The sequence below is a fragment of the Listeria fleischmannii subsp. fleischmannii LU2006-1 genome, assembly GCF_000344175.1.
In the GTDB taxonomy this organism is placed as follows: Bacteria; Bacillota; Bacilli; order Lactobacillales; family Listeriaceae; genus Listeria; species Listeria fleischmannii.
In genome coordinates, this window is record NZ_ALWW01000070.1 from 1 (window position 1) to 9,886 (window position 9,886).

Sequence of the window (9,886 nt, forward strand, 5' to 3'; positions counted from 1 at the left end):
TTCCCAAAACTACCCTTTTTGACAACGGATTGGTTTCCTTCCCTTTTTCCTAACGTTGGATTTTTTTAATAGCAAAAAAAGAATAATGAAATGAAACTCTTAGCTAAACTTTCATTTTATTCACAGTGATTTAGGGTGCGGTTAATATATACTCATAAGCTAACAACAAAACATTTTCATTTTCCCCCTTTTAAATTGAAAATCCCAAAACTCCCTTTTTTTGACCAACGTGGTTCCTCCCTTTTCCACGTTGGTTTTTTGATGGTCTAATTTTTCCTTTTTTATGTAAATTATGACTAATTGATGTAGTATTGACAGTCATAATTTGTTCCTGTATCATCAATACATTACATTTTATGAGGGCAAAATTTTATGAACTGATGGCAAATGGTTATTTTACCTATTACTTTATCAGTCAGCATTTTATCATGAAATGCTTTTTTTTTATAGTTAAAATTATAGAAGGGGTGTCAAATACATGTGGGAAACAAAATTTGCAAAAGAAGGACTTACGTTTGATGATGTCTTATTAATTCCGGCTAAATCGGACGTATTGCCAAACCAAGTTGATTTAAGTATAGAAATGTCCTCAAGTCTTAAACTAAATATCCCCGTTTTTAGCGCAGGTATGGATACGATTACAGAAGCTAAAATGGCGATTGCAATGGCACGTCAAGGTGGGATTGGTGTCATTCATAAAAATATGAGCGCAGAAGAACAGGCGGAGGAAATCGAAAAGGTGAAGCGTTCTGAAAGTGGTGTCATTATTGATCCGTTTTATTTAACGCCTGACCATCAAGTTTTTGATGCAGAACATTTGATGAGTAAATATCGAATTTCTGGAGTGCCTATTGTGAATAATGAAACGGAGCGCCAATTAGTTGGGATTTTAACAAACCGTGATTTGCGTTTTATTTCGGATTATTCGATTGTTATACGTGACGTCATGACACATGAACATTTAGTTACAGCGCCAGTTGGGACAACTTTAAAGCAAGCGGAAAAGATTTTGCAAAAACATCGTATTGAAAAGCTCCCTCTTGTGGATGAAAGTGGGATTTTAAAAGGGCTTATTACGATTAAAGACATTGAAAAAGTTATTGAGTTTCCAAATTCTGCGAAAGATAAGCATGGTCGTTTACTGGTGGCTGCTGCTGTTGGTGTGACAAGTGATACGTTTAGTCGGACCGAAAAACTTGTAGCTGCTGGTGCTGATGCGATTGTTATTGATACAGCGCACGGTCACTCGCAAGGCGTGATTAATAAAATTGCTGAAATTCGTGAAAAATTCCCTGATGTGACGCTTGTGGCTGGAAATGTAGCAACTGCAGACGGGGCACGTGCCTTTTTGAAGTGGGCGTAGATATTGTAAAGGTTGGTATTGGGCCTGGTTCGATATGTACAACACGTGTAGTGGCAGGTGTTGGCGTGCCGCAAATAACAGCCATCTATGATTGCGCAACCGTTGCGCGTGAATTCGGTAAGACGATTATTGCAGACGGTGGAATCAAATATTCCGGTGATATTGTGAAAGCACTTGCCGCTGGTGGACATGCAGTTATGCTTGGAAGTATGTTTGCTGGAACAGATGAAAGCCCAGGGGAAACGGAACTTTATCAAGGCCGACGTTTTAAAACATACCGCGGAATGGGAAGTCTCGCTGCTATGGAAAAAGGGTCAAAAGATCGTTATTTCCAAGCTGACGCAAAAAAACTTGTTCCAGAAGGCATTGAAGGCCGTGTTCCTTATAAGGGATCCGTCGCGGACGTTTTATTCCAGCTTATTGGAGGAATTCGTTCAGGAATGGGTTACTGTGGCTCACAAAACCTCTTAAAACTACGCGAGGAAGCACAATTTGTAAAAATGAGTGGTGCCGGACTTCGGGAAAGTCATCCGCATGATGTGCAAATTACAAAAGAGGCACCTAATTACAGCGTTTAAATTATCTTGTTTATAGGTTATAAAAATGGTAGTGCAGGAAAAACACTCTGATGATGTAATTAGAGTGTTTTTTTGCATGTGGAAAGTTGTGAAAATGGGATTTTATGCTTTTCGGGCGATTATTCATTTTAAAGGTTTTGTGGTACACTTTTAAATAGACTAAATTCGGAAAAGGAGGCGTATTGTATTGCTCGAACAAGCGGAACAAATTTTGCAAAAGAGCTTTGGTTATACGTCGTTTCGTACGGGGCAAAAAGAGGTTATTTCACAGCTTTTAAATGGCCAAGATACGCTTGCCATTATGCCGACTGGCGGAGGGAAATCTTTATGCTACCAAATCCCAGCGCTCATTTTTAGAGGCCTAACCATTGTGGTTTCGCCCCTAATTTCACTTATGAAGGACCAAGTGGATGCTCTTCATGCAGCGGGCATTTCGGCGACGTTTATTAATAGTACGCTCTCCATTCGTGAAGTTAACGAAAGGTTGAATTTGGCACGCACGGGGAATCTTAAATTGCTATATATTGCTCCGGAACGTTTAGATACGCCGCAATTTCAAACGCTTTTAGATGAAATGGAAATTTCGCTTTTTGCGATTGACGAGGCGCACTGTATTTCACAATGGGGACACGATTTTAGGCCGAGTTATTTAAAACTATGTGATTATTTAAATGAAATGAAACGGCGGCCGCTTATAGTGGCTCTGACTGCCACTGCAACGCCTGATGTCTCAAAGGATATATGTCATTTATTAGATATTCAAAATGAAAATGTTGTTCAAACGGGATTTTCGAGAGATAATTTAGCATTTCAAGTTGTGAAAGGCCAAGACAAAGATAAATTTTTACTTGATTATTTAGAGAAAAATAGTAGTGAATCGGGAATTGTTTATGCCGCAACGCGCAAGGAAGTTGAACGGATTGCGGAATTTTTAAATAAGAAAGGTATTGCGTCTTTGAAATATCACGGGGGCATGAATGATTTGGAGCGCGACGAGACACAGACTGCTTTCCTTTTTGACGAAAAAAGGGTGATTGTGGCTACTAATGCGTTTGGTATGGGGATTAATAAGTCCAATGTGCGATTTGTTGTGCATTATAATATTCCGCGAAATATGGAGGCCTATTATCAGGAAGCGGGACGTGCGGGGCGTGACGGGGTGCCGAGTGATTGTGTTTTGCTTTTTTCACCGCAAGATACGCATATTCAGCAGTTTTTGATTGATCAGTCTGAACTCCCTGTGGAAAGAAAAGAGAATGAATATCGCAAATTGCGGCAGATGTCTGGGTATGGCTATACGGAGATTTGTTTGCAAAAGTATATCGTTCAGTACTTCGGTGAGGATGAAGAAAATTGCGGGAAATGTAGTAACTGTTTGGATACTCGCGAGGAAAAAGATATTACGATTCAGGCGCAGCAAGTGTTCTCCTGTGTGAAACGGATGGGCGAGCGTTTTGGTAAGGTGCTTGTTTCTAAAGTTTTGACGGGTTCGAATGACCAAAAAGTGAAAGATTGGCGTTTTAATACGCTTAGTACGTATGGTTTGATGAAAGGTAGTTCCCAAAAAGAGGTATTGCAACTGATTGATTATTTAACGGCTGAAAAATATTTGCAACCAGCAGATGGGCAATTTCCCTCCCTTCATTTAACAGAAAAAGCCGTTCGCGTCTTAAAATCTGAGCTAATCGTGATGCGTAAAGAAGCGAAACAGGCTACACGAGTGGTTCTTGATGTGGATGAAACGCTTTTTCAAATGTTGCGTGAAAAAAGGCGGGAGTTGTCGGTGCGCGATAAAGTGCCACCGTATATCATTTTTTCAGACGAAACTTTACGTGAAATGTGTCAATTTATGCCGCAAAATGAAGAGGACATGTTGAAAATTAAAGGTGTTGGGGCGGTTAAGATGGAAAAATATGGTTTTGAGTTCCTAACGCTATTACAAAATGAACAAACTGGAGTGAATATAGAATGACAAAAACAGTAGTGCTAGCTGAAAAGCCTTCAGTTGGTAAAGATATTGGACGTGTTTTAAACGCACGTGGAAATGGTAAAAATGGTTTTTTAGAAGGCGATAAATATATTGTGACTTGGGCACTGGGGCATCTCATTACGCTTTCTGACCCTGAGATGTACGACGCGAAATTTAAGAGCTGGGATATGGCAGACCTCCCTATTTTACCCGAAAAAATGAAGCTTATGCCGATTAAGGAAACGCGCCGCCAATATGAAACGGTGAAGAAACTTTTGCTTAGAAAAGATGTGTCCGAGGTTGTGATTGCGACAGATGCGGGGCGTGAGGGTGAGCTTGTTGCGCGCTGGGTGCTTGATTATGCGAAGGTGAAGAAACCGGTTAAGCGGCTTTGGATTTCGTCTGTGACGGATAAGGCGATCCGTGAAGGGTTTAAAAATTTAAAGCCTGGTAAAGATTATGAAAATCTCTATCATTCTGCTGTAGCTCGTTCAGTGGCGGACTGGGTAGTGGGAATTAATGCGACGCGTGCGCTCACGACTAAATATAATGCGCAACTTTCTTGCGGCCGGGTTCAAACGCCTACGCTTGCCATGATTGCTACCCGTGAGGAAGAAATCCAAAAATTCAAGCCGCGTGAACATTATACGCTTGAAGCGATTACAGAAAACGGCACTTTTACTTGGAAAGAAGGGCAAGTGTTTGATAAGGAGCGTGTCGAAACGCTCTCTAAAAAGTTACGCGGGGCCGATTTACTCGTGACAAATGTAAGTGTGGTCGAGAAGAAAATCTTTTCGCCGAGCTTATACGATTTGACGGAGCTTCAGCGGGACGCCAACAAACGTTATGACTTTTCAGCAAAAGAAACATTGAATCTCATGCAAAATCTATACGAGCGTCATAAAGTGCTCACGTATCCGCGTACAGACTCGCGCTTTCTATCTGATGATATCGTTCCTACTCTAAAGGAACGTCTTGAAGGTTGCGGCGTTGGGGAGTATGCAAAATTTGCACGTGGCATTATCCAAAAAGGAATAAAGGCCAATAAATCCTTCGTAGATAATCGTAAAGTAAGTGATCATCATGCAATTATTCCAACAGAAGAAACGGTATCACTTGGCGATTTATCGGATAAAGAACGCAAGATTTATGACCTTGTCGTGACGCGCTTTTTAGCCGTATTATCTGAACCCTATGTGTATGAGGAAACAAGTGTAGAAGCTAAAATTGGCGATACTCCGTTTTCGCTAAAAGGAAAAGTTGTAAAATCGCTTGGTTGGAAAGGAATAGCAGGTCGAGACGAAGAGCCGGATACTGTGACAAAAATGAAGGCAGGGGATAAAATCGCTGTCCGTCAAGTTCATATTCGTTCCGGGAAAACAAAACCGCCCGCAAGATTTAATGAAGCAACCTTACTTTCGGCAATGGAAAATCCAGCTAAATATATGGCGACTTCCGATAAAAGTTTGGCGAAGACGTTAGGCGAAACGGGTGGACTAGGCACCGTTGCAACTCGAGCGGATATTATCGAAAAACTTTTCAATAGCTTTTCTTTAGAAAAAAATGGCAAAGAAATTCAGATTACATCCAAAGGACGCCAATTACTCGAACTTGTCCCGTCTGATTTAAAATCCCCCGAACTAACAGCCGTTTGGGAGCAGAAGCTATCGCAAATTGCATCTGGAAAACTTAGCGAACAGAAGTTCACAGCAGAAATGCGTGACTACGCTAAAAAAGCGGTTCTAGAAATCAAACAAAATGACCGCAAATTTAAACATGACAATATTACTTCGCAAAAATGTCCAGATTGCGGAAAGTTAATGCTTAAAGTAAAAGGGAAACGTGGAACTATGCTCGTTTGTCAAGACAGAGAGTGTGGACATCGTGAATCTTTATCACGAACAACAAATGCCCGTTGCCCGAATTGTCATAAAAAGTTAGAAATGAAAGGGCAAGGGGATAAACAAATTTTTGTTTGCGGGACATGTGGTTATCGCGAAAAACTTAGTGCCTTTAATGAACGCCGAGGTAAGGAAAAAAATAGAAATGTCTCGAAAAAAGATGTGGCGAAGTATATGAAACAACAAGGTAAACAGGAAGATGAGCCATTTAACAACCCAATGGCGGAAGCTTTGGCTAAGTTGAAAATTGATAAGAAGTAAATGTTTCACGTGAAACATTTACTTCTGCAATAGGAGGTTACATGTATGAAACAATTCTATGATGAAACCCACTCCTCTGGTGAGGAAAGCAGCCGAACACTTTGGTACGGATATTTTGGCAGTACGGAAGATGAAGGGTTGAAGAATCAAATTTGTCAGCTGGTAGAAGCGGACCTGCAAAAGAAGTTTGAAAAAACACCTACTGCCACACATTGGATATTTTACCGTGAGGAGCTTCAAAAGGATGCGCTAACAGAGACAATTCGATCAAGTATGACGATTCGTTTTCGTGAAGGGAAGTATGTAGTGCATTACAATATGTCTGACTTTGAGTTTGTCTTATTCTATGATGCGATTACGACGTGGGTAAGGGAGTTAGAAGACCAATTAAATAAGAAATAGTGAATGAAAAGGTTCTGCTCCTTGGCGGGCCCTTTTTTGTTTTGTGATGAATTTTACAATGTTGCTTTAAATTGTTAAAATAAAATGGAGAATTCTATTATGGGAAGGAAAATGTATGTTAATCGAAATCATTATGGCATCACTAACAAATGTTTTTATTGTGATTACAGGTTGTTACATTATCAACAAGATTATTCCAAATGAAAAGAAGCTTAGTCTAACTTGGAAGACAACAAGTTATATTGTTTTAGCAGCAACTGTGACTAACTTTGCATTAATGTTTTTTGCAGTAAAATTACCAAATGGCATTCAAGCTGACTTGCGCTTTATCGTTTTTATGCTGTTAGCGTATTATATCGGCGCTCAACAAGCGTCTTTAACAGCCTTAGTGGCTTGCGGTATTCGAATTTTTATTGGCGGCGGACTAAACGAAGCCACAGCGTTCGGGGTGTTTTGCACTTTAGCCGTAGCACTGCCACTTATTTTTATAGCGGTAAAGCTTAGGAAAAGTAAATTGCATCAAATCCAGTCCTTTCTACTTTTAAACACAATAGGTGTCACGATTTATACAGCCACGCTTTTTCTTTATTACGGGTATAAGCCGTTCGTTTTTTTGGTTGGCGGAAGCATTTTTATCGTTTCGTTTGTTGCGCTTTTCAGTATCAATTTTCTTATCAATGATATGCTCACAACGCGGCGCCTGCTTCGCGAGGAAGTGGAGTATGCGTATGTGGATTTCTTGACGGGGCTCTACAATGTGAGGGCTTTTAGCAACAGGACTAAAGAGTTTGCGAGAAGTCCGAAAGTTCAAACGCTCGCTATTTTCATTTTAGATATTGATTTTTTTAAAAAAGTAAACGATACATATGGGCACGCGTCAGGTGACCGTGTACTCCAATCGATTGCTCAAACGATGAAAAATAAAGTGGCGATATCTGAAAACCTTTTTCGTGTTGGCGGGGAAGAGTTTTGCTACCTACTGCCGAATGTTTCAAATGAAACAGCATTTGAAGTTGGTGAAGAAATCCGCCTAGCAATCGAGAGCCATCCCATTATGCTTAGCTCAAGCGAAACCATCCAAGCTACCATTTCCATAGGTATTGCATCTGGTGAAAAAAGCCGAAAACAACTTCATAAGCTTTACCAATATGCGGACAAGGCGCTTTATGAGGCCAAACATACAGGACGAAATAAAGTGGTTTTATGTAGTCAGGATGAGATTGAAGAGCCTGCTCCTGTTGCGGGGTAAAGCGTAAAAATGTTTTAACTTTAAAACATGGATGCGGAGGGTTCTTTTTTGACTTCTATTTCATTTTAAGAAAAAATGGAAGGGAGAGGTGGTTTTAAAATGGAAGCGAAACGGATTGTTTTAGAACGAAATGTTGCGATGAAAACACGTGACGGAGTTACTCTTATGGCGGATATTTATCGCCCGGAAGAAGGGAAGTATCCGGTTTTACTTACGCGACTGCCTTACAGCAAGGAATACGGCTTGAATTTTATGCGGGCAGAAATCTTGGCGGAAGCAGGATATGTGGTGATTGTGCAAGATGTACGTGGTCGCTATTCTTCTGCGGGAAAATTTGTGCCTTATGTGGCGGAGGCAAATGACGGCTTTGATACAATTCAGTGGGCGGCTAACCTGCCATATGCAAATGGCGTGGTCGGCATGTTCGGCCTTTCTTATTATGGTTATACGCAAATGCTTGCTGCGATTAGCGGCGCACCTGAATTAAAAGCAATAGCGCCTGTTATGGCCCAAAATAGTATGACCGATGTGTTTAATGATCATAACGGAGCGCTTGAGCTTGGGATGTGGGAAACGTGGAACTTGGAGTCGATGCTCCCTAATTTGATAGCACGTGAAGGTGAGACCGCTAAACGTACGGAACGTCTTCAGGGCATTTTAAATGATTTGGATAATATTAATTCGTGGTATGATTTTAAACCATATGTGGAGTGGCCGCCGATTGTTAAAACAGGCGTGATGAGTTATTTTTCGGACTTAATGAAACTGCCTTCTGGAGATGCGCACTGGGAGAAATTAACGGTGCGAGATAATTATGAAAAGGTGAATGTGCCGGGGTTACATATTGCAGGATGGTATGATTGCTTTTTGGATAAGACGATTGCAAATTTTGAAAATGGGCATAAACGTGGTTTGGGTGATAGATTGATTATTGGGCCATGGACGCATGCTAATTTTACACAGTATATTGGGGAGCGGGATTTTAGTTCGGCGGCGAATAAATTTAGCGGGCCAAACATGCATAAAATTCATTTGGAATGGTTTGATCATCATTTGAAGGGCGCGGATATGGCGGAGCAGGAAGCGGTTCTGTATTTTGCGATGGGGGCGAATGAATGGCGGTCTGCTATAAATTGGCCGCTTCCAAATACCCGCTATACGCCGTTTTATTTTGAGAGTGATGGTTCTGCGAATACGCGAAATGGTGACGGCAGGCTGAGCACTAGGCTTCCGGAGGGGGACGGGAAACCGGATTTTTATACGTATAATCCGGAAAATCCTGTTCCGTCAAATGGTGGCGGTACGCTTCACAAGGGCCTTCAGGTGGATGGGCCGAAAAATCAGGCGGCACTTGAGCTACGCGAGGATGTTTTGTGCTATACGTCTTTACCTTTAGAGGAGGAAATGGAAGTGACAGGGCCGGTTAGTGTGGAATTATACGCTAAAACGGATGCGGTCAATACGGATTTTACGGCGAAATTAGTGGATGTGGCACCTGACGGAACGGCGTTTAATTTGGCTGATGGCATTATTCGGGCGTCCAGTGTGTATAAAAATGGCATTGCGCAAAATATTTTAAAATATACAATTGATTTATGGGCTGTCAGTAATGTATTTCTAAAAGGACACATGATTCGCGTAGAAATTTCGTCGAGTAACTTCCCGCGTTTCGATCCCAATCCTAATACAGGCGGTAGCTTCATTGATACGACGGCGAGTGTACCTGCGCACCAAACTATTTTTCATGATGCGGCACATCCGTCCTGTATCATTTTACCGATAATTAGGTGAGAGATAAGGTAAATAGTTCCTATACGTCATGTCTTGTTCGTGTTAAAATAAAAAAGACTGCGTGATATTTTCCGTAAGTCTAGTAAATAAAATTAAATTTTAGAGAAAACTGGTTCGAACCAGTGGTTGAATAAAGGAGAAGGTAGAGTGAAGAAATTTACAAAAAAAATCGGCGCTATGTTAATGGCTGGAACGATTGCAATTAGTGGACTATGGATGAGCCAAGTTTAGTCCCAGGCGGCAGATGCACCAAATGTAAACGCAAGTGCAGCCATTTTGATTGAAGAAAGTACTGGAAAAATTTTATAATTCGAAAGATGCCGATAAATTGCTAGGTATTGCGTCTTATGACGAAAATGATGGATGAATACA

Annotated in this window: 5 protein-coding genes and 2 pseudogenes; all 7 read left to right on the forward strand. The window is 41.0% G+C overall.

From position 1 onward, the window contains the following. Positions 1-478: 478 nt before the first annotated feature. A pseudogene (guaB, locus tag LFLEISCH_RS13925) lies at positions 479-1,941 on the forward strand (IMP dehydrogenase). A gap of 187 nt (positions 1,942-2,128) precedes the next feature. Continuing rightward, positions 2,129-3,913, forward strand: coding sequence for a DNA helicase RecQ (gene recQ, locus LFLEISCH_RS13930; RefSeq protein WP_007477851.1), 1,785 nt, complete (start codon positions 2,129-2,131; stop codon positions 3,911-3,913). Then, positions 3,910-6,072, forward strand: coding sequence for a DNA topoisomerase III (locus tag LFLEISCH_RS13935; protein WP_007477853.1), 2,163 nt, complete (start codon positions 3,910-3,912; stop codon positions 6,070-6,072). The genes recQ and LFLEISCH_RS13935 overlap by 4 nt, the downstream gene beginning before the upstream one ends. Before the next feature lie 45 nt (positions 6,073-6,117). Continuing rightward, positions 6,118-6,474 carry a hypothetical protein gene (locus tag LFLEISCH_RS13940; RefSeq protein ID WP_007477855.1) on the forward strand — a complete coding sequence of 119 codons (357 nt, stop codon included), beginning with the start codon at positions 6,118-6,120 and terminating at the stop codon, positions 6,472-6,474. 115 nt (positions 6,475-6,589) lie between these two features. Then, positions 6,590-7,723 carry a GGDEF domain-containing protein gene (locus tag LFLEISCH_RS13945; protein ID WP_007477856.1) on the forward strand — a complete coding sequence of 378 codons (1,134 nt, stop codon included), beginning with the start codon at positions 6,590-6,592 and terminating at the stop codon, positions 7,721-7,723. A 99-nt stretch (positions 7,724-7,822) separates the two neighbouring features. Beyond that, positions 7,823-9,514: a CocE/NonD family hydrolase gene (locus tag LFLEISCH_RS13950; protein ID WP_007477858.1), complete on the forward strand. Its 1,692-nt coding sequence runs from the start codon at positions 7,823-7,825 to the stop codon at positions 9,512-9,514. 147 nt (positions 9,515-9,661) lie between these two features. Continuing rightward, positions 9,662-9,886 (forward strand): annotated as a pseudogene (locus LFLEISCH_RS16085) (D-alanyl-D-alanine carboxypeptidase); the annotation flags it as partial.

Bases quoted from the DNA above. Each gene is read 5' to 3' on its own strand.
- LFLEISCH_RS13935 (WP_007477853.1), top strand. From the start codon at position 3,910: ATGACAAAAACAGTAGTGCTAGCTGAAAAGCCTTCAGTTGGTAAAGAT.
- LFLEISCH_RS13940 (WP_007477855.1), top strand. From the start codon at position 6,118: ATGAAACAATTCTATGATGAAACCCACTCCTCTGGTGAGGAAAGCAGC.
- LFLEISCH_RS13945 (WP_007477856.1), top strand. From the start codon at position 6,590: ATGTTAATCGAAATCATTATGGCATCACTAACAAATGTTTTTATTGTG.
- LFLEISCH_RS13950 (WP_007477858.1), top strand. From the start codon at position 7,823: ATGGAAGCGAAACGGATTGTTTTAGAACGAAATGTTGCGATGAAAACA.